This window comes from Acidobacteriota bacterium, assembly GCA_029861955.1.
Taxonomy (GTDB): Bacteria; Acidobacteriota; Polarisedimenticolia; order Polarisedimenticolales; family Polarisedimenticolaceae; genus JAOTYK01.
This window is the reverse complement of sequence record JAOTYK010000027.1, coordinates 1-24,660: the sequence shown is the minus strand read 5'-3', so window position 1 is coordinate 24,660 and position 24,660 is coordinate 1. Positions and strand designations below refer to the sequence as shown.

Here is a 24,660-nt window from a genome sequence, read left to right as displayed (position 1 = left end):
CCTCTGCCCGGGGCCAGATCCGCCATCGGGCGTCGTTTGTGAAAGGCTTTCCTTGCTGAGATCGAGCCGTTCCCCCGGCCCCATGAGCTTCCAGTTCTGGCTTGCCATTTTCCTGCTGACCCTTGCGGTCAGTTGTGTGGGTCGTCCGGACACCACCGCGTCGTCCGGGGGTCCGGTCCGTTCCGCGGACGACGTCTCGGCCGACGCCACGGGCAGCACCCGGATCGTCCGCGAGACCCTGGGTCGGGGCGGCACGCTGAGCGGCACGCTGGATCGTCTCGGCCTCGAACCCGACCTACGAACCGACGTCCTCGCCACGGTCGGTCGCCACCTGGATCTCCGTCGGCTGAAACCACAGACGGGGCTCGTTGCGACCTATACGCTGGACGACGAGATCCTCTCGATTGCGGTACGTGACCAGACGGATCGTTTTCTACGCATCCATCTCGACTCGGATGGCCATCGAACCGAACTCCTGCCGCTTCCGCTCATCCGATCGACTCGTCACGACGGCGGCGTCATCGAGTCGTCGGTCGCACAGGCGCTTGGACATCTCCCCAACGGAGCGTCGGTCACGGCAGCGTTTGCCGACGTGATGCAGTGGGATGTCGATCTCTACGTCGACCCGCGACCCGGCGATGCCGTCCGGCTCGTCTACGAGGTGCTGACGCTCGGTGCCGTCCCTACCGATCTACCCCATTTCGGCTCCGCCGCCCGGGAGACCGGCGAGTTCGTGTCCATGGGTCGCATCCTCGCCGCGCGATACCACGGCGCCGTCGCCTCGGCAGAAGGTTTCTGGGTTGCGGATGGAAGCAGTGCCGGCGACTTCTACGATCGTGACGGACAACCGCTACGTAAGAGCTTCCTCAAGAGTCCGCTGAACTATCGCAGGATCAGCAGTCGATTCTCGAGAAACCGACTGCACCCGGTGACCCGCCGGGTCTCCCCGCATCACGGTGTCGATTTCGCTGCAGCACCGGGGACGCCCGTCGTTGCGACGGCCGACGGCCGAGTCGCCCGAGCCGGTTGGGATGGCCCACTCGGGCGGGCCGTTCGCGTCCGACACAACGGGGAATACACCACCATCTACGGTCACTTCCAGCGTCTGGCCCGTGGCATTCGTCCCGGCGTCAGCGTAAAGCAGAATCAGGTCATTGGGTTCGTCGGATCCAGCGGTCGCGCCACGGGCCCCCATCTGCACTACACGGTCCTTCGCAACAAACGCCCCATCGACCCGATGCGCATGGACAACCCGTCGCGAGAGCCGCTTGCACCATCGCTCCGTCCCTGGCTGGACCAGGCCGCCGATCGTTGGGGCGACCACCTCCATCGCGAAGACCCGATTCGAGAGCGCGAGCGTCAGATCGCATCGACCGACGACGGCAACCCCACGGTCGGGGTCGGCAGCTAGCGCGGCTCGTCCAGGAGCTGACGACCGACACGCATCAGCGAGCGTCGTGAGACTACGCCACGATGGGCAGCCCGGACGCGACCCTTCCGATCAATGACCCATGTCTGGGGAATCACATCCGACACGGCGAAGCTCCCAACCAGGCGCGCTGCCGGAGCGTAGACCGGGTAACGGATCCGGTGCCGCGCCTTCAGGTCGGTCAGCGTCCCGGCCGACGGGTCATCCAGGTTGACGCCCAGAATGACGAGTCCGCGATCGCCGAGCGCGTCGTGAACGTCGTTGATCGCGGGGATCTCACGCCGACAGGGCCCACACCAACCCGCCCACAGGTTGACCACGACCACCTGCCCCTCGAACGCGGACAGGTCGACGACGCGACCCGATTCGTCGGTAAGAACCAGCTTCGATGCCGGCGAGGCCTCGGCGGGCTCGACAAGACGCAGTCCCGTCGCGAACTGCGCCCACAGCAGGTAGACGATGACGACGCCCCCGATCATCATCGCGGTGCGAAGCCACGATCGACGAGACGACTCTTCTTCGTGCCCTTCGGTTGACATCGGACCATTCTAGTCCTGATGGCCGCTAGCCGGTCAGACCCAGCAACAGGAGCGGCAGCACGAACCCGAACAACCGATCGAAGATCATCCACGCGACGAGCAAACCGATCATGCTTCCGGGTCCGGCGCCGACCTTCTCGTAGAACTCACGAGCCGACGGCACCAACGCCTGCAGTACACCGTAGCCGTCCAGCGGTGGAAACGGGATGAGGTTGAAGATGCACAGGGCGCTGTTCAACACCATCGAGATGATGAGGAACCGTCCGCCTGCGAGACGCATATCGCCCTGCTCCCCCACACCCGCGATCAGGTGCGCGATGGACGTGGCCTCCCGGTTCAACTCCCACCAGCCACCTGACAGGCCGGCGCGCAATGCCAGCAACGCGAGGACCGCGAGGATGAGATTCGCCACCGGTCCCGCCACGGACATCAATGCGGCCCGTCGCGGATAGCGACGCTCCCAATCGGGGTCGTAGGGTGCGCTGGCCCACCCCATCATCCACCCGGCAAACAGGTACGTCAGGAAGGGAACGAGGATTGTTCCGAACGGCTCTCGTTGGATGTGGGGAAGCGGATTCAGCGTGACCTGCCCGCCCAGATAGGCCGTCCGGTCGCCTCCACGGAGCGCAACCCAGGCGTGAGCCGCCTCGTGACAGGTGAGTGCCAGCAGGAATGCGACGAACCACAATGGCAAAAGTGCCAGTTTCTCCGTGGAAAAATCGAACACGGGTTGTCTCTCGCTCTCAGGGGATATATTCGCCAGGTGACCGATCAAGAACCAATGCAGGTGCCCCGGCCCGCGGAACTCGGGGCGCTCCTGAGGGATCCCGCGACGACGGCCCAGACGCTGACCGACATCAGCCAGGACCGGCGCGTGACATCGTCCCACGAATTCCGGTTCTTGCTGGTCAACCACCCTCGCACGCCGACGCGAATCTCACGAACCCTAGTCCAACACCTGCTCTGGAAACAACTCGCCGATGTCTGCCGCAGCCGGAACGCTCACATCCTCGTCAGACGCGAAGCGGAGCGGTATCTCTCCCAGCGGCAGAAGAACCTGGCGCTCGGTGAGAGAATCACGTTCGCCAGGCTTGCCACCCGCGGCGTCATCCCGTCGCTCCTGAAGGCCGCAACCCCGGAAGTCCTGGTGGCCCTGCTGGACAATCCGCTCCTGCGCGAAGACGAGATCCTTCGCCTGGCCGGGGCGCCCCAGACTCCCCCGAGGGTTCTGGCCAAATTGGGTGTTCACTCAAAGTGGATCTGCCGCGGGCCGATCCGGCAGCGACTGCTCCACAACCCCGCGCTGCCCGTTGCCGATGCGCTGAGGATTGTCGCCCGGGCAGACTCCCAGGACCTGCATCGTCTAAGTAACGATGCTAAAGTTCCACGGATCGTGCGATTGGCTGCCGAACGCAGGCGGGAGTCCGTAACCCGATCCGGGCGATCGGAGCAACGATAGATGCCGTCATTCGGGGAAGAACTCAGGCGAGAGCGAGAGCTACGACAGATCTCGCTGCGTGAGGTTGCAGAGGCCACCAAGATCAGCCTGCGGCACCTCGAAGCCCTCGAGCGAAATGAATTCCGGCAGCTGCCCGGCGGCGTCTTCAATCGCGGGTTCGTTCGGGCCTACGCGGAGTTCATCGGAGTCTCCGCCGACGACATGGTCAACGCGTACCTGATGCAGGAACAGCAAACGAACGGCAGCAGCGCAGCCGAAGACGGACTCCTGCGTGGCTCCCGTGGTGGCGGGGTTCCGGTCGTCGAGTTCACCGAGTCCCCCGAGCATGGAGATCGACGGATCTACTTCTGGGGCGGAGTCGTCATTGCGGTCCTCCTGGGTCTCGGTTTGACCGCGTGGTTGATGGGGTGGTTCGGATGAGTCAAGACTCTCCAATCGAGACCCTCGTCAACGGGATCCTGGACGGGACGGCGGCTGCGCATCTTCGTACGGCCGCAGCCCGAGGCGCCCTCCCGCTACCGCGACCGACGTTGGTTCGACTCTTCATCGCTCTGTCGGAAGACAACGACGAGGAGGTCAAGTCCGCCGCCGCCGCGAGTCTGGGTGCACTCACGAACGAGGAAACCCGCACGGTGCTGGCGGATGCCGACTGCCCACCACAGGTCCTGGTGCACTTCGCTACCCAGGCCAGCCGGGCGATCGATCTGGCCGAACCGATCGCGTTCCACCCGGCGGTACCGGATGCCGCGTTGGCCATCCTGGCCGCGGGAGGAAACGCCGATGTCTGCCAGTTGGTTCTGACCAACGAGGAACGACTACTGGCTCGCCCGATGCTGCTCGAGCGGCTCATGCTGAACCCGGCGATCTCTGCCGGTCAGCGCGGTCGCATCCTCGAGTTCCTCGAACGTGCCAGCGACCTGGCCGAGAAGGCACGCGAGGAAGCCGGCGATGCCCCGGAGACGCCGGAGGGCGACGAGAACCTTGACGTCGACGACGTCGAGACGATGGCCCGACTACTGGACGTCGATGTCGGCGAACTCATGTCGGTCAGCGAGATCATGGGCGCCGAGGAACTCGAACAATCCGACGACCCGCAGATTCGAAGCACGTTCAGTAAGATCGTCACGCTGTCCGCCGCCCACAAGGCTATCCTTGCGATGAAGGGCGGACGTGAGGAGCGGTCGATCCTGATTCGGGATACCAACAAGGTCGTCTCGTTGGGAGTTCTCAAGAACCCGAGACTCAGTGACACGGAGATCGAGACGATCGCTCAGATGCGAAATGTCTCGGAAGACGTACTGAGAATGGTGGGCGGCTCCAGGGAATGGATCAAGAGTTATACCGTGATCAAGTCGTTGATCAACAACCCGAAGACGCCACAGAGTGTTTCGATGAATTTTGTGTCACGACTACAGAACAAGGACCTCCGCGACCTGGCGAGATCGCGCGAGGTTCCTCAGTTGATCCGTCGGATGGCCAAGCGGACCTTTGACACACGGACGCAACAACAGGGAAACAAACTTCGTAAGAAGTAGCGTCGACAGCGAGGGGTAGAGTTCGATGCGTCTGCTGAAAGAGATCCAGCAACTGACGGGTAATTACCAGGTCAAGTCTGGGATGTACCATTACGCTCGCCGAGAGTTCCGGCAGGCCGAGGAGTTCTTCCGCAAGGCTCTGAAAAAAGAAGAGGAAGACGAGGAAACGCTCTCGGACGAAGACCTGGCGTCGGCACGCCATTATCTGACTCTGGCTCTTGTGGGACGGGCCGAGCGGCTCGAGTCCCGCGAGGAGATCGAGGAGGCCATCGCCCAACTCGAACGGGCGACCGAGATCTGCGACGACTTTCCCGATCTCCAGTTCCGGATCGGACAACTCAACGAGAAGCTCAACCGCTTCGACGCGGCCGTCCGAGCCTACCGGGCCGCCATCAAGATCTCCGACAGCTATCTGCAGGCCCATGTCGGCCTCAGCTTCTGCCTCCTGGATGCCGGCCGCCTCCCCGACGCGGAGAAGGCGTTCTCCCGGGCCCTGGAGATCCGCCAGGCCCGAACGACGGAGCCCTTCAATGTGGGCCTTAAAGCGTTGAAGAAAAAGGATGTAGCCGTCGCGCGCGACCAGTTTCACCGGGTCTTCCGGAGTGCCCCCGAGTTGTGCGAGGCCTACAGGGTCACGGCGATGGAGTGGCTCCAATCCGAGGACTACGAGAAGGCGCTGATCGATTTCGATTGCGCGCTGGAGCTGGGGCCACGCTACCCGGATCTCCACAATTTCCGCGGCGTGGTACTCTGCGAACTTGAACGTTACGAGGAGGCCGTTGACGCATTTTCAACGGCCGCCGATCTTTCACCCGATTTCCGCGCACCTCGGATGAATCTGGCGTTTACGCTGATTCGGGCGGCGGACTACAAGCAGGCGGAGGAGAAGTTACAGGCGATCGTCGACACCGACCCCGGTGAGTCCGCCGCGGTGACGAAGCTGGCCGAGCTTCGCTCCGGGATTTTTCCGGAAAAACGCCGACCCGTATCTCGAGGCAATTCCCTGTGAAGGTATTTGGCAAAACAGACGTCGGCAAACGCCGCGCCAATAACCAGGACCAGTTCGTCGTCGATCGCGACTTACAGTTCTTCGCCATCGCCGACGGCATGGGCGGTCACGCCGCCGGTGAGGTCGCCTCACAGATTGCCATCGAGACCCTCGTCGAACGAATCCCGGCCAATGGTAGGACCGAGAGCGACGAGACCGCCCCCCAGCCGGAGACTCGACTCGTCGAGGCGATCCTCGAGGGCAACCGTCGGATTTGCGAGTCGGTGACGACCCACGAAGAACGTCGCGGGATGGGGACGACGCTGGTGACGTTCTGGCATGTCGCCGATAACGCACTGATCGGTCACGTCGGCGACAGCCGCGCCTACCGTCTACGAGAGGGACAACTGGATCGGCTCACGGAAGACCATTCCTGGGTCGAGGAGCAGGTTCGACGCGGGGTCCTCAGCGACGAGGAGGCCCACAACCACCCGATGCGCAACGTCGTCACCCGGGCCATGGGGAGTGCGGAGAGCCCGGAGGTCGAGTTGAACCATGCGGAGGTTCGCCCCGGCGATCTCTACCTGCTCTGCTCCGACGGCTTGAATTCGATGGTCAGCGACGAGGAGATCCGGCAGACCCTGGCTCGCTACGCCGACTCCCCGGAGGAAGCCTGTGGCGGGCTGATCGAACAGGCCAACGCCAAGGGCGGCGACGACAACATCACCGTGATCGTCATCGGCATCGAAGAGCAAGATATCTCGTAAGCCTCTGTGTCTATATGGGTTCGTGTTGACGGGGCCCAAAATCGCCCTTATATTGTTGCCGTTGCGGTCCTCATGGGGGCATGGGGCAGTTGCATGCGGTCACATAGAAAATACCTGAACTTTCGGGCTATATTGGCGCTCTGCAGCGTCTTGGGCCTGGCCTTGCCTGCCCTCGGTGCCCCGGCTCTCGACGGCCTTTCGGAGCGCCGCCTGGAGGGGGCCAGCTCGACCGGGCGGGCCCAGGCCGTCCGCCAGCTGACCGGTGGACACTCCCAACCCAACGCCTGCCTGACACCCCGCATCGAGGGGCTGACCACCTCTCTGGGGACCTCGACACCGATCCAGGGGCTCCTGGGCGCCCTCAGCCATCGCCGCCCGTCGCTCTCGGAACGAATCCGCCCAACGAACTCCGGAGTCGCCCTCCGCTACCTACCGGATCGAGGTCGCTTACCCGGTGCCTCGCATCCCAGCATCGACGAGACCCTGACGGCGGTCGCCGCCGCCCTGGACAACACGTTGCGTCTACTCGTCGATCAGGTGGGGCTGGCCGCTCCCCGACCGGTGGAGGTCATCCTCACGGACCTGGAAGATGTCGTGACCGGTTACCGCGCCGGCGGGTCGCTGGGTCGTCAACGACAGACGGATCTGATCGTCCTCGATCGCAGCTCCCCCGGTGGCAGCTCGCAGATCGCACGCGCCGCCGCTCATCAGATGGCCCACCAGATCGCCGCCTCGCAACACCCGGCGATCCAGGGCCCATGGGCCGAAGCCCTCGCGGGCTGGGTCGAGTTGACCCTCGACGCCGCACCCGCCATGGAGATCCAACGACTCCTGCAACATCGACTGAACGAGGCCGGCCGCGGTCTGTTCGATGCGGACCCGGAACTCGTCGCGGGGAACGCACTCTGGCTGGCATTCCTTGCCGAAGCGCAAGGAGCCGGAACCGTCGCGACGTGGCTGGAACTGACCGCCGGACTGCCTGCCGGTGAGGTCCCTGCCGGTCCGACGCGGGAACGCTACGACGAGACCCTGAAGAGCCGGACCGGTCTGGATCTGGCGGGTCTGTTACGCGAGTTCCATCTGTGGAGTCTCCTGACCGGAGAACGCAGCGACGAGCACCACTTCAGTTTTGCGTCGTCCCTGACCGCACCCGCCTTTTCCCATCAGGCCGATGGCCTCCCCTCGGTCTCGGTGCGCAACGACCCGGCGGTCGCGCCGTTCGGCACCGCCCAGGTTCGTCTGCGCCCGGAGTTCGACGAGGGTGGCATGCGGATCCGGTTTGAGGGATCGTTCGAGGGGCAATGGGACGCCGACCTGATCCTCGTACAGAGCAACGGCGAGCGACGACGACTGCCCTTCGACCTGCAGGACGGCACCCGAGGCGATCGCACGCTACCCCTTCAGCAGATCGAATCGGCCTGGCTGTTGATTCGAAACCTCGGCGAAGACTCGACGCCGCAGACCTACACGGTCCTGGCCCACGAGGAGCCCGGGTTCCCGTTCGAGCTGCTCTCGGTAGAGGCGGTTGCGACGGGATCCGGTGTCGATATTCGATGGGAGACCGCGGCCGAGCACCAGATGATCGGCTTCAACCTGGTACGTCGCGTGGTCGGTGGCGAGACCACCGTCGTCGTGAATCCTGTCTGGATCCCATCCCTGGGCGATGCGACCCATGCCACGTCGTACAGCTTCTTCGATCGAGGAGCAGACCCCGACATCGATTACGAGTATCGAATTGTGGGCATCACCCGCGATGCCCTCGCCGTACGATCGGGGTTCATCACGGTTCTCAGAGACCGGCGCTGACGCCGTATTGAACCGTTCGCTCCCGCTGGGCTATAGTGGCGCCCCGCCGGAGCGCCCACAGTGCATCCTGATTCAAATCAACCTCACACCCAGACTCCGGAAGACGCACTAAGGCGGCTCCTTCAGGCTGCCATCCGCGATGCGTGGCAGATCGACGACCTGGCGCTGGATTCGATTCCGCTGACCTATCCGCCCAAGGCCGAACTCGGCGATCTGGCATCCCCGATCTGTTTCGAGTTGGCGCGTCGCCTACGTAAGGCGCCTCGGGAGATCGCCACATCGATCGTCGACAAGCTGTCGACCGACGGGACCATCTCACGGGTGGAGGTTGCGGGCGGCGGCTATCTCAACGCTTACCTCGACCGTGATGGGCTGATCGCGGCGCGTCTTCGTGAGACACCCACCGATGCGAAACCCACCGGGGACCACAAGACCATCGTCGAGCACACCAACATCAATCCCAACAAGGCCGCCCACATCGGGCATCTTCGGAACGCCGTTCTCGGCGACACGTTGGTTCGCTTCCTACGACGGCTTGGTGCTCGGGTCGAGACCCAGAACTACATCGACGACACCGGGGTCCAGGTCGCGGACCTGGTCGTTGGATTCCGGTTCATTCGCGAGATGGATCTGGAGGCCGTTCAGACACGCTACTCCGCCGACGAACTGGATCGACGTGGGGAGCGTTTCGACTACGTGGCCTGGGACCTCTACGCCCAGGTGACGAAGTACTACGACGAGGATGCAGAGCGGCTGGAGCAACGGAAAGAGACGTTGCACCTCATGGAACAGGGTGACAACGCCGTCGCAGAGCTGGCAGCGTTCGTCGCACGACGCATGGTTCAGCATCACCTGACGACCATGTCTCGTCTCGGCATCCGTTACGACATCCTCCCCCACGAGAGCGATATCCTTCGTCATCGATTCTGGGAACATGCCTTCGAGCGACTCAAGAGTCTCGGCGCCATCCAGCAGGCCGCCTCCGGAAAGAACCAGGGTTGCTGGGTGATGGACCTCGAGGGTGTCGACGAGGGCAGCGGCGAAGATCAGAAGGTGATCGTCCGCTCCGACGGGACGGTGACCTACGTCGGCAAGGACATCGCCTACCAGATGTGGAAGTTCGGCCTACTGGGTCGAGACTTCGCGTACACCTCGTTCAACTGGTCCCCACAGCGCGCGTGTTACGACGTCTGGACGACTACACATCCCACGGGCGACGAGCCGCATCCGGCCTTCGGTGCCGCCCGGACCGTCTACAACGTGATCGATATCCGTCAGGCGTTCCTTCAACGAGTCGTGAAGCAGGCGCTTCGGCAACTGGGTCACACCGAGGAGGCCGAGCGTTCGATCCATTACTCCTACGAGATGGTGGCCCTCTCCCCTGCGGCGGTCGAAGCGATGTTCCCCGCGTACGCACTCTCGGACGAGGAGCGGGCCAAGGCCTACCTCGAGATGTCCGGCCGCAAGGGGCTGGGCTTGCGGGCAGACGACCTTCTGGACGCGTTGATTCAGCGTGCCGGGGCGGAGGTCGCGCAACGAAACGCCGATCTGGGTGACGACGCGTCTCGCGAAATCGCCGAGCAGATTGCGATCGGTGCGCTCCGTTACTACATGCTGCGCTTCTCCCGAAACCGTGTCGTCGCATTCGACCTGGACGCGGCGCTGGCGTTCGAGGGCGAGACGGGTCCTTATCTTCAATACACGGTCCTGCGCGCGCGAAACATCCTGCGAAAGGCCGTGGGGGAATTCGGCGAGGCATCCCAATCGACCGAGAGCCTCACCGAGGCGGCGCTGCTGGACGCGCTCCCCGAGGAGAGCCGAGCGGATCACTGGAATCTTGTACTGCAACTCCTACGCGTTCCCGCGACGTTGCGGCAGGCAGTCGATAGTCTCGAATTGTCGTCGGTCGCCAAACACGCCTACGTCCTGGCGCAGGCGTTCAACTCGTTCTACCACCGCTACCCCGCGATCAAGGAACCGGATCCGTCCACGCGACAGACACGGCTGGCGGTCATCCGCATCTTCCACGACGGAATGGTCGATCTTCTTTCGCTGATGGGTGTCCCGGTTCCCGATCGCATGTAGCATGTGACTCGGCAATCATGAGTCGCGCCTCGTGGGGTTTATGATGATCGTTCCGAGCGATTCGTTCTGGAGCTGCCGGGCGACAAGGCCGACCTCGCGGTGCGCGGTGTCGATGCCGCGGGAAACGAGCCTCGGATCGAGCTACCGGTGGCAACCGAGTGACCCCGGCGTAGTGTCTCTACGGGGGGCGCTGCATGACGCAGGGGAGGGAACCATGAGGCCGTTCGCGTTGCGTTTGATTTCGTGGATGCTGCCGTTGCTCGTCTGCATCGGGTGCATCGGGTGCACCGCCCCGGCCGGCACCGGCAGTGCCGGCAACCCCTCGACCGTCCGCGTCTCGATCCTCTCCGCGGACCCGCCGTCCCTGAGTCTTCTGGGGAGTAGCGATCTCAACTCCCAACGGCTTGCGGTCCAGATCACCGACAGCCTGGTGCAGTACGACCCCAACATGAAACTCGTTGGACGGCTCGCGACCGACTGGACGGTCAGCGAAGACGGAACGTCGATCACCTTCAACCTTCGTCGCGACGTACGGTGGCAGGACGGTCAGCCGTTCACCTCCCGCGATGTCCTCTTTACCGCAGAGGCGGTGCGTCGACCGTCCGTCGCCAACACCATCTTCGCTCCACAGCTCGAAACCCTCGCCGCGATCGAGGCGCCGGACGACTACACCGTCGTCGTTCGTTACGAAGAGGGATTCCCCGACATGCTGGAGCCCTGGCGAATGCCGCAGCTCCCGGCTCATCTTGCGGGCCTGGACGAGGACCTCGTCACCGGCAAGTACGCAAAGCATCCTGTCGGCTGCGGGCCGTTCCGTTTCGAACAACACATCCCCGGCCAGGAGATCGTCCTGTCCGCCAACGACGACTACTGGGACGGACGACCGTCCATCGATCGGCTGGTCTTCAAGATCTACCCGGAAATGCAAACCGCCTATCAGGCGCTCCTGGCAGGCGAGATCGACCTGATGCCCATGAGCCCCGATCTGCATCGCCAGGCCCGCGAATCCGATCGAGCGGATCGCTGGACCTTCGATGTCTACCACACCTTCAGCACATGGCTGATGACCTGGAACCAGACCGGCTCCAACCCCTTCTTTGACGACCCCCGGGTGCGAAAGGCGATGGTGCATGCCCTCGACCGGGATACCTTCATCGAGACGGTTCTGGGTGGGCATGCGCGCTCCGGGGTCACGACGTTCCATCCGGACCTGGTCTGGGCGGATCCAGACGCTCGACCGCTCGAGTACTCGCCGGAGACTGCGCGGCGACTGCTGGCCGAAGCTGGTTGGCTGGACCACGACGGCGACGGTTTGTTGGACCGTGACGGCACCCCATTCCGCTTCACGATCCTGGTCGCCGCGTCGACCATGAAGCTCGTCGATCACATGGCCGCGTGGCAGCAGGAGTCCTGGAAGGCGTTGGGAATCGACGCACGCATCGATCGACTGGAGTGGCAGGCGTTTCGGGAACGTCGCAACGCGGGAGAATTCGACCTGGCCTCCTACACCCTTCGCTTTTCGCCCAACCCGGATCAATCCGATCTCTATCATTCGACGGCACGCGAGAGCGGCATCAACTACTTCGGCCTGGCCGACGATGAGCTGGACCGCCATCTCGAACGGGCCCGGGAACTGGGGCTCGACGACGACCAACGCCGGGCGATCCTGCATCAGGTTCAGCGACGGCTACAGGCGCTCGAACCGGTGACCTGTCTGTTCTACTTCGCGACGCCGTTGGTCTACGACCGCCACCTTCAAGGTGTCAAGACCACCCCTCTGGGTCTGGTCGAAACGACGGCGGGACCACGTCATTGGCGCTGGTCGGAGGTCGATGGCGAGTGATCGTCCTGATCGTCCGTCGGTTGGGCAGCGCCCTGGCAACGTTGTTCCTGGTCTGCGCCGCGGTCTTCCTCCTGATCCAGTTGGCACCGGGAAGCGCCGTCGACGAGAGTTCGGATCAAGACGGTTTCAACCGACTCACGACGGAATCCCGAGAAGAGCTGCGAAGGATCTATCGACTGGATCGTCCGTTGCCGGTCCAGTTCGGACTCTGGCTGTCCGACCTGGCACGGGGTGACCTGGGACAGTCGTTCGCCAACCGTCAGCCGGTGCGCGAGAAGATCACCGAACGGCTCGGCGTGACGCTGACGCTGAACGCGTTGGCATTGACGCTGATGATCGGCCTCTCGGTTCCTCTCGGAACGTTGGCGGCCTGGCGACCCGGATCCCGGCTCGACCGTTGGACCGCGACGGGGCTCTACGCGCTCTACGCCATCCCGGCGTTCTGGGCCGGACTCCTGTTACAGAATTTCCTGTCGGTCCGCCTGGGCTGGTTTCCGGTGGCCGGCAGCGGCTCCGCGGAATTGGCCGGTCTCTCGTGGGGGGCGCGATCCCTCGATGGGATCCTCCATCTGGTCTTGCCGGTGCTGACGCTGAGTTACGGCGGCATCGCCTATCTCTCCCGATTCGTTCGGGCGACGCTCCTCGAGCAGGTCGGTGGAGAGACCCTCCTGGCGGTACGTGCGCGGGGTCTGTCGCGCTGGGTCGCCCTGTGGCGACACGGCTTCCGACTTGCGGCGGTGCCGATGTTGACGCTGGCGGGATTCCTCCTGCCGGCGTTGTTCAGTGGTTCGGTGATCGTCGAGACGTTGTTCTCGCTTCACGGGGTCGGTCGTCTGTTCGTCGATGCGGCGCTCCAACGGGATGTCCCGGTCCTGATGGGGCTGACACTCGTCTCCGGCGCCACGACCCTCGCCGGCATCGTGCTGGCGGACATCTTTTACGTCGTCTTCGATCCGAGGGTCCATCGTGGATAGCCGCCGAACACGGTCGTTGCGTGTGGGGTTGGTGCTGGCCGCAGGGCTCGCGCTGGCGGCGCTGCTGGCCCCCATGGTCGCGACCTCCACACCGATCTGGGCCGACCCTGACGAACGTCCGTCCGTGACGGCGCCGATCCCCTACGACCCCGGCGCGATCGACCTGCGGGCCCGGCTCTCCCCTCCGTCCCGTGCCCACTGGTTGGGCACCGACGCGTTGGGTCGCGACGTGGCCTCACGACTGCTGCACGGCTCCCGGGTCTCGCTCTCGGTGGGGTTGCTGGCGGCGCTGGCGGCCCTGGCCATCGGCATCCCCCTCGGCGCCGTGGCCGGTTACCGAGGAGGCTGGATCGACCACGCCGTCTCTCGTTGCATGGAATCGATCCTCTGTTTCCCGTCCCTCCTGCTGGCGCTGGCGCTGTTGGCGGCTCCGCCGGCAATCTTCTCCGGTCTGTCGGCGATCGTTCGGGTCTCCCTGGTGATCGCAGTCAGCGGTTGGATTCCCATCGCCCGTTTCCTCAGAGCCGAGATCCTCACGCTGCGGGACTCGGATCTCGTTCGCGCCGCCGAGGCCTCGGGACTCCCCCGTCGCCGGATCCTGGTGCGTCATCTCCTGCCCGGTGCCCTGGCTCCCGTCCTCGTCACCGCGGCGTTCGCGGTGGCGGGTGCGATGACCCTCGAGGCGGCACTCTCATTCCTGGGGCTGGGGGTTCCGCCGCCGACACCGACCTGGGGAGGGTTGCTGTTCGATGCCCGGGAGCATATCTACGAGGCGTGGTGGCTGGCGCTGTTTCCCGGTGTCGCGCTGTTCGCGGCGGTGCTGACCTGCAACCTGATCGGCGAGGGGCTGCGAGATCGGCTGGACCCTCGAACGCCGCGGCGATGAAGTCCATCCGGCTCGCCGTCCTGGCCATCCTTGGTTGGGGCGTGCTCTGGATAGCGGTCGGCGGCACCACCCTGGTAGGTACCCAGACGATGCGAGGCATCTCGATGGAACCTGCTCTCGGTTCCGGCGATCGAATCTGGGTCGATCTCTGGACTCCCCACGGGACCCCGCCCCCGGTCGGCCAGACCTGGCTGTTCCGGGATCCGGAGGATCGTCTGGTCGTCAAACGGGTCGCCACAGCACCGGGGTTCCCCGAGGATCGCCCCCGGGCAGGGCTGTGGTCCGAACCCCCGGGAGGGCCGGGGGTCTGGCTCCTGGGGGACCACGCCGAGGACAGCGACGACAGCCGTCGCTATGGTCCGGTCCCGCTTCAGCGCCTCAGGGGACGGGTCGTCGGGATCTACTGGCCCCCGGAGCGGATGGGTCCGATCCCGCCGTAGCCCGCGGGGTCGATCTCGACGTTGGCAAAGCCCGCTCCCCGGACCACCGACTCGATCCGGCTCCGGAACGCGTCCCGACCGCTCCGGCTGAGCCCCTCGGCATCCAGCTCGACCCGGGCCAGCGGGAAATGGTCCCGCACTCGGAATTCGGTCAACCCCAGGGCCCGGAGCCCCGTCTCGGCGACCTCGATGCGGGCCAACCGCTCCGAGGTGACGACGGTGCCCACCGGCAGCCGCGAGGCCAGGCATGGAGAAGCGGGCTTGTCCCGGACCGGGAGCCCGGCGGCCCGGGCGACCTCCCGGATATCGGCCTTGGTGAGTCCGGCGTCCAGGAGGGGGGAGCGGACGGACCGCTGCTCCGCCGATCGCATCCCCGGGCGGTTGTCCCCCAGATCATCGACGATCGCCCCGTAAGCGATCTCCAGGATACCCAGGCGCCGGCCCAGATGGGCCAGACGCTGAAAAAGCTCTTCCCTGCAATGAAAACAGCGATCCCCGCGGTTGGCGACATAGTCCGGCTGCTCCAGTTCGTAGGTCGCCACCCGCTCCAGGCGTACCCCCACGCAGCGGGCCACCGCCTCGGCGTCCTCCAGATCGCTCCCCGGGACGGCGGCGGACTGACCGGTGGCCGCCACGACGTTCTCGGCACCCAGCGCCCGAACCGCCAGATGGAGCAGCACGGCACTATCGACGCCTCCACTGAGCGCGACGATCAATTTCCGACTCTTCTTGAGAGTCGCGATTGCCGTGGTTGTCTTGGTCTCGAGTGACATTTGATCGACCGATCGGACCCACGGTCGGGTCCCCTGCTTCGCCGTCCATGGTCCGCGATTCCGCCCCCCGTAAGGGATGCCGGAAGGGCGCCTCGTCATGCTGCGTCATCACCGCAAGAATGCGCGGAATAATCCGCATTTTAGCATCGAAATCGAGGCTGCCGTTGCGGTGATCGAGACCGCATGGAGCTCGACGTATCCGCTTGACAACCTACAGGACTCACCGTACAAACTCCCAATCCCACTGGGGGGGTTGTGTGTAGTTTTTGACGACGCACCGATCTTAATTCATCAACAGATCGGATGCAGGAGGAGGGTGTTCAGATGCAGTTCCTCTCTGGCAGGCGGTGGTTTGTCCTCGCCGTGGCCATTGTGAGCTTAACCGTCAGTCCTTTCTTGACCTTCGCGGGTAAACAGGAAACGGCCATCAATAATGATGATTCGTCCGGTTTTTCGCGGGCCGAGAAGGATATTGACACCGAAGGAACAGTGATTCCTTCGACGTTTGTCCGATCCAATTACGTCTGGCCTTACGCGGCCGGTCCGTATTACGGGGATGTCTCTGCAAATCTGCAGAAGGCCCCCGGTACGCTGCGAACCGCCGTCGGTTCCTTCCGCCTGGCGGAAGGTCTGACCACGCTGCCCGGTGAGTTAAGAACCACCAACAAGCTGGATCAGGTCGGTGCGCAGTACTTCATTTTCCAACTCAGTCGAGACGCGATCATCAGCGGTAGCCTCGACTCGATGCGCGGCAAGATCAACGCCGGCGGTGGACAGATCGTCCGTCACCTGCAGGTTTCGTCGTTCATCGCTCGAGTCGACAAGGCCACCATGGGTGCTGTCGTCGACACGCCGGGTCTCCTGGCCGTCGAGCCGTACCACGCGGCATTCAAGCTGGACCCGGCCATCGGTCGCTCGCCGCTGGTCAACCCTCTGGATGCAACCTCCGATATTTACAAACTCGAGATGCGAATCTTCGAAGGCGAAGACAGCGCCTCCGTTGCCCAGGCGATCGCCGCCATGGGTGGCAATGTGCTCTCCGTCCGCCCCGGCTCGCTGGTCGCGGAAGTCCATCGTGAGCGACTTGCCCAGCTGGCATCTCTCGAGCCGATCGAATGGATCTACGAGAAACTGCCGACCCTGATGCACGCCGAGGAGACCACCTCGACCATGCAGGCCGGCTTCCACGGCGGCGTGCCGAACAAGGGCGTAGCGCCCTACAGCGACGCCGGCATCCGTGGTCAGAACCAGATCCTGATGGTCCTGGACAGCGGCATCCAGCTCGATGCCGCCGACCTCTCGAACGATCACCTCATTTCTTCCGGGGACACCGACCTTTCGGACGACGCCACCATCAACGGTAGCCATCGCAAGGTCATCCTCTACGAGACCACCAACCAGTTCGCACCTGGCGACGGCGACCTCCTGGGTTGCGACGCCAGTAACGTCGGTGGCTTCACCCACGGTCACACCGTGTCCACAACCGCCCTCGGTAACGCCGATCACACGCCCGGTGGTGGCAACGAGTTCCTCGCCGAGGACACCGTGGCCAACGGTGGCGACGGTCAGGAGTGGAACCTCGACGGCGTCGCTCCCGATGCCAAGCTGATCGCCTATGACGCCCAGCGCACCCCGGCGGCAGCCTCCTGCTCCGACCCCGGCAACGGCTCCCTCTTCGTCGGCACCCTCTACTCCGGCGGCGTGACCGGCTCTCTCGGTGAGAGCTACAGCCTCGGTGCGACGGTCGCCAACTTCTCGTGGGGCAGTGACACTAACACCTACTCGAGCTCGGCTTCCGAGATCGATTCGTTCATAAGCGACAAGCAGAACGCGCTGGTCTTTGTCGCCGCCGGCAACTCTTCGCTGGACGCGGACAACGACAACATCCCGGACGAGGGTACGCTGGACGAGCCGGCCACCTTCAAGAACGGCTTCGCCATCGGTGGTAGCGGTAACGCCAACGACACCGGTGCCGGGGGATCCCTCCTCAGCCGCTACTTCTTCAGCAGCGTCGGCCCGGCTCCGGGCGGTCGTATCGCTCCGCAATTGATGGCCCCCGGCACCGACTTCGGTGGCGCCGGCAACATGGGCATCGACTCGGAGTACAGCTGCCTCACCACCGACAACGGGCAAGACGGCACGGTTGAGTGCGACCTGGTCGAGGGTCTCAGCGGAACGAGCTTCGCGTCGCCGGCAGCCGCCGGCGCGGCGTTGATCGTCAGCGAGTACTTCCACCAGGGCTTCTTCCCCGACGCCACCGGGTCCAACCCCGCTAACGCCGGTGATGTGGCGACCGATGTCTCCGCAGCCCTGCTGAAGGCCGTCCTCGTGGCGTCTGCCGAGTACATGCCCGGCGGCAACCTGACCGTCGCCCATCGTTTCAACAACGAGCAGGGCTACGGTCGTATCGAGCTGGACAACGTCCTTCCGCTGCAGAGCTGGCCGTTCTCGGTCACCGGTCTTCTTGTGAAAGACGGCGGGCTGATCGGCGGAGCGGGTATCGGACCGGCAAACCTGACCCTGCCCGGCGCCATCGACGCAGTGGGCGGCGGCTCGCAGTCCACGATGTTCGAGGTCTGCGACGACTCCCAGCTGCTCAAGGTCTCCCTGGCCTGGATCGAGGGATCGGGTAGTGCCCTTGCCAACGATCTCAACCTGACCGTCACGGCTCCGGCCCCAGACAGTCGGGTCTACTACGGCAACTACTTCACCGACGATGACAATCGCGACGGCGCTATCGACGGGGTTACCGAGGACTGCGGCTCGATCGTCGGCGGCGCCGGCGGCATACTCGACGCATCGCGGTGGAGTCTCCCGGTCTGCGTCCGTGGCAACGCCACCACGTCCCCTCAGGATGGCAGCAACCCGACGGAGGCGATCTACCTGACGCCGGACTTCGACGGCGACGGGACCGAGAACGATCCCAACGACCCGTTCCAGAACGACACCAACCCCGCCGACGACCGCCAGGTCATCGCGGGTATGTGGACGGTTGAAGTCTCCAGCCCCGGTGGCGGCACCGATGCCTCCCAGCAGTACGCGGTGGTCATCGCCGGCGGTGTCTGCGGCGGCTCGTCCGTCCGTCTGGATCAGGCCCAGTACGTCTGCAACGCGGAGGCGGAGATCACCATCACCGATGTGGACGAAGCCGGTGACCTGGCTGCCGGTGTCACGATCGGAGAGGTCTCCGGTCGAACCACGGTCGAGGTCCTCGACCCCAACGACGTGGTCGTCGACACCGAGACCGGTCTTACCTTCACGCAGGTCGGATCGTCGCTCAAGTTCGAGTCCAGTATCGTCATGACCGACGCCACGGCTCCGGATCCCGGCAACGGTGTTCTCGATGTGAGCAGTGGCGACTCGATCCGGGTGACCTACGCGGATGAGATCGGTGGAACGCCCGATGTCAACAAGGTGCGGGTCAACACCGCCGATGTCGACTGTCGCGCTCAGCTGAGCGTCGGCACGATCACCTTCGGTCTCTTCGGAACCGACACCAACTTCTTCGTCAACGGTGGCTGCGAGCGAAACGCCCGTGGCAACTTCGAGTTCGGCTTCCCGGATCGTTATCTGGACGCCGGCGAGAACATCGTCTTCAACTTCACCTACGGCTCCAACGAGACGACTCCGCTGGAGAACGCTGAAGTCAGCATGCGATGCGTCATGGCGAACGACGCGTTGGCCAATGAGGACTGTCGACCCGGCACTCCCTCGGAAGCGGGTTGCACCAACTCCAACCGAACCCTCGAAGGCGGTCACCTGGCCTGTGGCGCGGGGATCATGTCGATCCTCAACAGCCCGCAGACCGTGGGACTGATTCCGGGTGGTGCGGCGATCGCGTCGAACTTCGCGATTCAGTTGCCGGAGTCTCTGGCTGGAACCCCGGAAGTCGAGCTGGTCATCGAGTTGACCGCCGCGACGTCCGGCAAGACCGGCAAAGCGGTCGCCGTATCTCGTCAGACGCTGAACGTCGACGAGACCGAGGTTCTCTACTCCACCGACTTCCCTGGCGGTGGTGTCGAGAATCGCGACCGAAACAACAACGAGCTGCTTGAGGCTCCCACCACGAACATCGGTGACTTCCTGGAAGACTACCGATTTGAGAGCCGAACGTTCCTGCCGTTGACCGCCAATAGTAAGAACGCCAATCTCGGATCTCCCTGGAACTTCGACTCCAACGACGGTGGATTCGTCTCCGGCATTACGGCCAACACGGACATCACCGCCATCTCCCAACTCGCACGTCCCGCTCAGTGGGGCGAGGATCAGAACTTCGACGGTGCCCTCGGTCTGGCTTGCGCCATCGCCGGTACGCCGTGCACTACGTTCGGTTCCCCTGCTGAGTGTCCGATCGGCGGCGATCTCTGCATCTTCCTGGAAGATCGCGATCCCCGCGATGGGCAGATCCAGAAGAGTTGGAGCACCCTCGGCGGTTGCGGCTGGCAGACCAAGGCTCCTGGAACCTGCTCGCTCGATCCCAGCATCGGTTGCTACAACGACGGGGATTGCGCCGCCGGCGGCGACGGCGTCTGCAGCGGCGGCGGGCAGGCCACGGGTGGTGTCTGGCATACCGGTACCATCGGTGACCCGGCAGCCACCAACTGTCTGGTCGTCGGCCCGGGTGCCGGTGACTGTCAGGCCTACGAGATCATCGGTGGCGACACCGGTCAGGCGGCCTGGCGCGAAGTTCTCATCTCCCCCGAGATGGAGAAGGTCAGCAACGACCCGGATGTGGAAGTCCGCCTCGTCACGGTCGAGTGGAACCAGGCCATCGAGCTTGGTGACTCCAACGCGGTCTACTTCTGGTCGGTGGATACCGACACCAGCTCAGCCCTCCCCGTCGACATTAAACGTGACGGTGGTGCGCTGAACGCAGGCGGTGGTTCATACGGTGCGGTCTCGGGAGGCGGCAACCCCGCGCTGTCGGACGGATACAGTATGTTCACGACCCTGGACCCGGGTACGCGTCAGAGTATCAACGGTACGGTCGGCAACAACCGCGAAGGCAAGAGTTCTTGCTACTTCGAGGATCCGCTGGCAATTGCCCTCGATACTCTCCAGGACGATCTGGGTCTCGCCGGTCCGGAAGACGACGATATCAACAACCGATATTGCATCGATGCTCCGAACCGTTCTTGCACCAGCAACGCCGATTGCAGCGACCTCACGGACACGACGTGTGCCGCCGCAACCGGAATCACCGATGACTACGTTGCGAAGAACGGCCCGGCCCGTAACGCCGACCTGAACGACTGGAACGGTCTCGATATGCGTTTCTTCACGCTCGAGGATGTTTTCGGCCCGACAGGCGACACATGGGAGACCGCGATCGGTCTCTCCGTCTTCGAGAAGCTCAGCCCCAGCGACAGCGACCCGGTCGCCGACTTCGGTCTTGCGGTCGACGACTGGAACGTCGAGTGGAAAGAGGTCAGTCTCACGGTTGACAACACCACGTGTACCACCGGTGGCGATTGCGCCGTCCTGGACCTGGATACCTTCCAGTTCTTCGAGGGCAACTCGCTGGTCTCCATCACGTTGCTTGAACGTTCCCCTTCGGTGAACGACTGCAACGACGACGGCGACTACATCGATGCTGAGGACGACTTCAACTGCGACAACGACGCAACCAACGACGTCCGCGTCAAGGTCACGTCGGAAGCCGAGATCGAGGGCGAATTCGTCAACCTCGAGCTGACGTCCGCCGCCTGTAACTGCGAGTATCGCGGCCAGATTGCGGTGTCCGTTTCCTACGATGTCGATCCCGGCGTGCTGTTCTTGCAGCAGTCCGGTACCGACCCGCCGACGGTGACCGTCACCTACGACGATCGCTTCGACGGGATCTCGGGCCCATGCGACAACAGCATCGACCCCGAGGCCAACGGTCTGGTGCAGGCGGCGACGCCTGTCTTCATCACGACCGGTAACGTCCAGGTTCTCGACTACGCGTTGGTAGACAACCAGCCCCTCAACGACGGCTGGGCCGATACCAACGAGACCGTCGATATGTTCCTGACCATCGGTAACAAGACCGGTGTGCCCCTGACGGGTGTTTCGGCACGACTGCAGACCAACGATCCCAAGATCGACTGCGTCACCAAGCCCTTCATCGAGATCGGCGATTTCGAAGAGGGCGAGACCCGGATCACCCCGGTGCCGTTCACCTTCCATGTCTCTCCCACTGCCAACCGCGCGGGTGAGTTCGAGGAGTTCACCTCCGACTTCCAGATCATCCTGGAGTCGGACCAGCTGCTCGCACCGACGTTCCCGCAGACGCTGACGATCGATCTCGATCTGTCGGCAAGCGGCGGATCGGCCCCGGCCATCTTCTTCGATGGGTTTGAGGGTGCCGTGGAGGTTGCTGACTCGTTATTCGAGATCGACAACATCGACAGCACGCTGTTCGGTCCTGTACCGTCTGATGGCTTCCGATGTCAGTACTCTGACCCGGACTACGTCAACTCCAACTCGTATGGTCAAATCGATGACTGCTGGGTCGGTTCCAGTGGAACTGCCGCAGCTGCGGTCAACTGGTGGATCAATACGACGGCCAACCCCAACGGTGGACGTGGTTACTCCGGCGACCAGTCGTTGTACTACGGCGTCGACCCTGAAGACGTCGCCTTCGACGCTCAGACGACTCGTCTGGCCGTCATAGAGGCGGTTCAGACGACCGACCCGATCAACATCGGCTGGGACACCGTATGCAGCTTGACCCGTACGACGATCTGCGCCAACGACGGGAACTGCCCCGGTGGTGAGACCTGTGTACCTGTCGCGCCGACACTGTCCTTCAAACATCAGATCAGTGTGATGGACAGCCGTTCGGTCAACGTGAACGCCGGCGAGTCTGCAGATCGCGGTGTGATTAGTGTGCAGCTGGCTGATGGAGCCGGCGTCGGAAGCGGGAACTGGATCAAGATCACTCCCTTCGACAACGTCTACGATCAGCAGGGCACCGACAACTACCAGGAGTGTCTCTTTGACCCGACGGACGATGGTACGACCGAAGACGATTTCTTCGATCCTACCGACCCCAACCGTCGTCTTGGCCCTTCATCCACCTGCTTCCCGTCGCTGTCGTTCGTATTCCTCGGCGACACCTTCGAGCAGAACTCGTTTGCCGAGCTGAATCTCGGTAACGCCAGTGACGGTCCGGGTCTCCTGGGCAACAACGGCGCCGGCACCTGGGTCGAGTCCAAGTTCTCCCTCCAACGATTCCGAGGTCGACGAATCCGTACGCGATTCCTCCTCTCGAGCATCAAGGTGGGCGGCACGGAAACCTACGAGGCGGCGTTCGACTTCAACCCGGATCCGGGCGACGATGGCTGGTGGATCGATGATGTCACCATCACCGATACTCTGACCAACGCTGCGACGGTGATCGTAGATAACGACGACAACTCCGCACTACCCGGTTGTGGCATCAACTGTTCGGGTGTCATTGCGGGCTTGACCGTCGACCCGGCGGGTGTCATTCCGGCACCTGGCCAGGCGGTCGAAGTCACCGCAGATACATCCTCAGCCACGGCCTGTCTCGACGGCGTTCTCCAGTTCCGTTACTCGATCGACCTGAACGGCGACGACATGAGCGGCGGGCCCGGAGAGTTGTTCCGCGACTGGACCGACAACCCGGATCTGCTTCAGGCACCGACTGCAACCACGACGTATGTGGTGGACGTCCGTTGCTCGAACCAGACTCCGACCCTCTGTCAGGACTCGGCGGCCATCGAGGTCGTCGTCACCTGTCCGTCGACGGGCACGCTGACTTCCGGGTTCCCGGATATCACAGCCACCGACGTCAATACACTCGTGTGGAGCCCGGCGACGTTGGGTACGTATGCCAAGGGTCTGGATGCCACACTGTCCAGCTACACGCCGTCCGGTACGGGTGGCGTGGTCGGAACATCCCACGACATGACGCCGGATAACCCGGTTAGTGGGGAGTTCTACTGGTACCTGATTCGTGACAATGCGGGCGGTTCCGGACCGGCCTGTAACGTCTCGGGTAGCGGATTTGTCTGGGGTAACGCGGCGCGTGATGCGTCACCGAATCTGCCCTAGGTAACGCCTTGACTCTGATTCGCTCAGAGGGGGGGAGGAACTTCGGTTCCTCCCCCTTTTTCTTTTTGCGGCGACTCCTCAACGTGGATCGTTGATTGCGGCCGGCCTCGACAGAATACGGCTCGCGGGTCCGGTTCTGAAGGCGACTCCGAGTACGGATGGGGCGACGCTCCTGCGGAGGCATCCCGGGAAGTCTGTCGCGAGCCGTCAGGCGCAGCTCAGGTAGCGGGCAACTCTACTCTCTGCTCGAAGAGTCGCACCGCCAGCACATCAACCCAACTCCAGATTCGATCGGTCAGCCCGAGATCCATCGCGGGCGAACTCCGCGACACGCGCCTCTCGGACCTTCGTTTAACAAAGTTGCGCCAGACGGCGAAAAGCGCGAGTCGACCCACGGTGTAGTCGACCCTCCGACCGAAGGCGATGGTCTCGCGTCGGTGATGGGCCTGGCTGTGACGGATCAATTTGTGTACCAGGTCGACTGCAAACATCCCGCGGTCCCGCCGACGAGCCCGAGCGCGGTCGCGTTCCGGCGAGCGATCGGGATTGGCGAAGATTGAATGACGGATCGGCACAGCGCCTCGTTGGAGCTTCCGAACAACCGACGTGTAGGCGGGGTGGTGATCGCTAACCAGGTCGAGACCCCCTGGCGATTTGGCGAGAAGCATTTGCAGCAATCGTGCGGTGGAATCAGTGATTACGCCCTTTCGGACCGGACTTGGAGAACGCTTCAGAGCTCGCTTTCGGGTCGAGCGACCACCGACACGCAGGTACCTCGCGCCGTCGAGTCCGTAGACGAACCAGGATCGATCTCCGACGGCGGTGCCAACGCCCAGTCGCTCGACTTGCGATCGCACGAAGGTCTCAAAGTGATCGAAGACGATCGGCTCACGAATTTCGTCGACCTGAGCAAGCGTCCATCGCTGGAACAGCGTGGCGTGTCTGCCGAGCCGCACACTCATCCGTGTGACCGTCGAGTGGGAGCAGCCCAACGAACGTGCGATCTGACGATTGGCCGAGCCGGCGACCAGCAGTGCGGCGACCGGTGCCAGGAGCTCGGGCCGCTTCAGCCGAT

At 63.7% G+C, this 24,660-nt stretch carries 17 protein-coding genes; 13 read left to right on the top strand and 4 right to left on the bottom strand.

The window, feature by feature from the left end; all coding sequences use genetic code 11:
- The first annotated feature begins 82 nt into the window (after window positions 1-82).
- Window positions 83-1,411 (top strand): M23 family metallopeptidase, encoded by a 1,329-nt coding sequence (locus OES25_13085; GenBank protein ID MDH3628573.1) that lies wholly within the window; start codon window positions 83-85, stop codon window positions 1,409-1,411.
- Here OES25_13085 and OES25_13080 read toward each other — a convergent pair.
- Window positions 1,408-1,968, bottom strand: coding sequence for a TlpA family protein disulfide reductase (locus OES25_13080; GenBank protein ID MDH3628572.1), 561 nt, complete (start codon window positions 1,966-1,968; stop codon window positions 1,408-1,410). The two genes, OES25_13085 and OES25_13080, sit on opposite strands and share 4 nt — an antisense overlap.
- A gap of 25 nt (window positions 1,969-1,993) precedes the next feature.
- Window positions 1,994-2,695: a site-2 protease family protein gene (locus OES25_13075; GenBank protein ID MDH3628571.1), complete on the bottom strand. Its 702-nt coding sequence runs from the start codon at window positions 2,693-2,695 to the stop codon at window positions 1,994-1,996.
- A gap of 36 nt (window positions 2,696-2,731) precedes the next feature.
- Between OES25_13075 and OES25_13070 the strand changes: the two genes are divergently transcribed.
- From OES25_13070 to OES25_13020, 11 genes are all read left to right on the top strand, one after another.
- The gene (locus OES25_13070; GenBank protein MDH3628570.1) at window positions 2,732-3,427 is read left to right on the top strand and encodes a hypothetical protein; all 696 of its coding nucleotides are present in this window, start codon (window positions 2,732-2,734) and stop codon (window positions 3,425-3,427) included.
- On the top strand, window positions 3,428-3,847 hold the full coding sequence (locus OES25_13065; protein ID MDH3628569.1) for a helix-turn-helix domain-containing protein: 420 nt from the start codon (window positions 3,428-3,430) through the stop codon (window positions 3,845-3,847).
- Complete coding sequence (locus OES25_13060) at window positions 3,844-4,962, top strand: hypothetical protein (GenBank protein MDH3628568.1); 1,119 nt, start codon at window positions 3,844-3,846, stop codon at window positions 4,960-4,962. The genes OES25_13065 and OES25_13060 overlap by 4 nt, the downstream gene beginning before the upstream one ends.
- Window positions 4,963-4,987: 25 nt before the next feature.
- A complete protein-coding gene (locus OES25_13055; protein ID MDH3628567.1) occupies window positions 4,988-5,971 on the top strand; it encodes a tetratricopeptide repeat protein in 984 nt (327 codons plus the stop codon).
- Window positions 5,968-6,717 (top strand): Stp1/IreP family PP2C-type Ser/Thr phosphatase, encoded by a 750-nt coding sequence (locus OES25_13050; GenBank protein ID MDH3628566.1) that lies wholly within the window; start codon window positions 5,968-5,970, stop codon window positions 6,715-6,717. The genes OES25_13055 and OES25_13050 overlap by 4 nt, the downstream gene beginning before the upstream one ends.
- A gap of 162 nt (window positions 6,718-6,879) precedes the next feature.
- On the top strand, window positions 6,880-8,523 hold the full coding sequence (locus OES25_13045) for a hypothetical protein (protein MDH3628565.1): 1,644 nt from the start codon (window positions 6,880-6,882) through the stop codon (window positions 8,521-8,523).
- Window positions 8,524-8,583: 60 nt separating this feature from the next.
- Window positions 8,584-10,608 (top strand): arginine--tRNA ligase, encoded by a 2,025-nt coding sequence (locus OES25_13040; protein ID MDH3628564.1) that lies wholly within the window; start codon window positions 8,584-8,586, stop codon window positions 10,606-10,608.
- A 214-nt stretch (window positions 10,609-10,822) separates the two neighbouring features.
- A complete protein-coding gene (locus OES25_13035; GenBank protein ID MDH3628563.1) occupies window positions 10,823-12,451 on the top strand; it encodes an ABC transporter substrate-binding protein in 1,629 nt (542 codons plus the stop codon).
- Complete coding sequence (locus OES25_13030) at window positions 12,448-13,425, top strand: ABC transporter permease (protein MDH3628562.1); 978 nt, start codon at window positions 12,448-12,450, stop codon at window positions 13,423-13,425. The genes OES25_13035 and OES25_13030 overlap by 4 nt, the downstream gene beginning before the upstream one ends.
- Window positions 13,418-14,311: an ABC transporter permease gene (locus tag OES25_13025; protein ID MDH3628561.1), complete on the top strand. Its 894-nt coding sequence runs from the start codon at window positions 13,418-13,420 to the stop codon at window positions 14,309-14,311. The genes OES25_13030 and OES25_13025 overlap by 8 nt, the downstream gene beginning before the upstream one ends.
- Window positions 14,308-14,751: a S26 family signal peptidase gene (locus tag OES25_13020; GenBank protein ID MDH3628560.1), complete on the top strand. Its 444-nt coding sequence runs from the start codon at window positions 14,308-14,310 to the stop codon at window positions 14,749-14,751. Before OES25_13025 ends, OES25_13020 begins: the two co-directional genes overlap by 4 nt.
- On the opposite strand, the gene larE is transcribed toward OES25_13020, so the two are convergent.
- Complete coding sequence (larE, locus tag OES25_13015; GenBank protein ID MDH3628559.1) at window positions 14,712-15,524, bottom strand: ATP-dependent sacrificial sulfur transferase LarE; 813 nt, start codon at window positions 15,522-15,524, stop codon at window positions 14,712-14,714. The two genes, OES25_13020 and larE, sit on opposite strands and share 40 nt — an antisense overlap.
- Before the next feature lie 324 nt (window positions 15,525-15,848).
- On the opposite strand from larE, the gene OES25_13010 reads away from it, so the two are divergent.
- Window positions 15,849-23,585 (top strand): S8 family serine peptidase, encoded by a 7,737-nt coding sequence (locus tag OES25_13010; protein ID MDH3628558.1) that lies wholly within the window; start codon window positions 15,849-15,851, stop codon window positions 23,583-23,585.
- Window positions 23,586-23,803: 218 nt separating this feature from the next.
- Here the strand turns inward: OES25_13010 and OES25_13005 are convergent.
- A partial coding sequence (locus OES25_13005) for a hypothetical protein (protein ID MDH3628557.1) occupies window positions 23,804-24,660 on the bottom strand: 857 nt, incomplete at its 5' end.

Coding starts and splice junctions, on each gene's coding strand:
- OES25_13060 (MDH3628568.1), top strand. CDS start 3,844: ATGAGTCAAGACTCTCCAATCGAGACCCTCGTCAACGGGATCCTGGAC.
- larE (MDH3628559.1), bottom strand. CDS start 15,524: ATGTCACTCGAGACCAAGACAACCACGGCAATCGCGACTCTCAAGAAG.
- OES25_13035 (MDH3628563.1), top strand. CDS start 10,823: ATGAGGCCGTTCGCGTTGCGTTTGATTTCGTGGATGCTGCCGTTGCTC.
- OES25_13080 (MDH3628572.1), bottom strand. CDS start 1,968: ATGTCAACCGAAGGGCACGAAGAAGAGTCGTCTCGTCGATCGTGGCTT.
- OES25_13085 (MDH3628573.1), top strand. CDS start 83: ATGAGCTTCCAGTTCTGGCTTGCCATTTTCCTGCTGACCCTTGCGGTC.
- OES25_13055 (MDH3628567.1), top strand. CDS start 4,988: ATGCGTCTGCTGAAAGAGATCCAGCAACTGACGGGTAATTACCAGGTC.
- OES25_13010 (MDH3628558.1), top strand. CDS start 15,849: ATGCAGTTCCTCTCTGGCAGGCGGTGGTTTGTCCTCGCCGTGGCCATT.
- OES25_13065 (MDH3628569.1), top strand. CDS start 3,428: ATGCCGTCATTCGGGGAAGAACTCAGGCGAGAGCGAGAGCTACGACAG.
- OES25_13020 (MDH3628560.1), top strand. CDS start 14,308: ATGAAGTCCATCCGGCTCGCCGTCCTGGCCATCCTTGGTTGGGGCGTG.